Annotated in this window: 1 protein-coding gene and 1 pseudogene; one reads left to right on the top strand and one right to left on the bottom strand. The window is 32.9% G+C overall.

Features of this window, described 5'->3' with window-relative positions; translation table 11 throughout:
• Nucleotides 1-668, bottom strand: a 668-nt coding sequence (locus DMP16_RS09950; protein ID WP_143577196.1) for a DEAD/DEAH box helicase, incomplete at its 3' end; no start/stop codon positions are given.
• Between the two features lie 224 nt (nucleotides 669-892).
• Here DMP16_RS09950 and DMP16_RS09945 point away from each other — a divergent pair.
• Nucleotides 893-1,254, top strand: a pseudogene (locus DMP16_RS09945) (MFS transporter); the annotation flags it as partial.

The following is a 1,254-nucleotide window of genomic DNA, read 5'->3' as shown; positions in this document are numbered from 1 at the left end:
TCCCCTTTGACTTCCTCAATTAACTTAAATAGCTTATCACTCCAATCATTTGTTACCTTAATGAACTTGTGGTTAACCTCTTCTACTGGCTTATAATCGTCAAGAATTATTTCTTCGATTTGTGGTGAAAACTCCTTTGCTAATTCCATTATTTTATCTGGTATTGTTGCGGAAAAGAATCCTATGATTTTTGGATTAGTATGATTTAATATCATTCTTATATCATCTATGAACCCCATATCCAACATTCTGTCAGCCTCATCAACTACAACGATCTGAAAGGCTGAAAAATCGATGCTTCCTTTACTCCATAAGTCTAGTAGTCTACCTGGAGTTCCAATGACGATATTAGCTTGCCTTTGTCCATCATAACTTATTCCCCCTATAACTAGACTTGCATTAACTTGTTTATACTTACCTAACTTTCTGAGTTCATCGAGTATTTGAGAAGCTAATTCTCTAGTGGGTGAAAGTATTAGTGCAGTAGAATTTAATTCAAGAATTGGTATTAAATACGAAGCAGTTTTACCAGAACCAGTCTTTGCTTGAACTATAACGCTTTTACCATTTAACATCCTAGGTATGACTTCTAGTTGCACTTTAGTAGGTTCCTTATATTGAGCCTCTTTTAAGGCACTCTTGAGCTCTGTACTTAGATTTTCGAACATAATTAGGGTAATGAGTATCTCTAGAATATAAATCTGTCATTTTTATAAAGGTTGTAGATTTATTATGAAGTATTTTAAGTATAAAATAAACGTTTTGAAAAAATCTGTGGTTATTTTAGAAGCTTATATGTATATGATTATAATAGTTTAAACTTGTATAAGGTAGTATCTAACTAAACTTTTCAGTAAATTTTTTTAATCTAACCATATTGCCAAAGATGAAAATGATAAAGTACAAGGACACACGATGGATGTTTTTGGTAATACCCTTTAACACTGCGACTGGACCTTTATCAACTCTAATAACTTTGCAGATTCTCTCCTTGGGAGGGAATGCAATAAACGTAGCCTATGCTATTTCGCTAAGTAATGCTATCTTAATTCCTGCCTCAATGATTTGGGGATTTATGGCAGATAAATTCGATAGGAAAAAGCAGATACTTATCAGTTTTGGCGGAACTTCAATACCACTAATATTTATGCCATTTATGAGGTCAATTCCAGCAATTTCATTAGATTACGCTCTTATTACTTTTATGAGTACAGCATCGACTACCCCTTTTAATTTACTTATTATGGAATCTGC

It is taken from the genome of Sulfolobus sp. B1 (genome assembly GCF_007050195.1).
Lineage (GTDB): Archaea > Thermoproteota > Thermoprotei_A > Sulfolobales > Sulfolobaceae > Saccharolobus.
The sequence above is the reverse complement of the archived record's forward strand: the minus strand, read 5'-3'. Positions and strand labels throughout refer to the sequence as shown.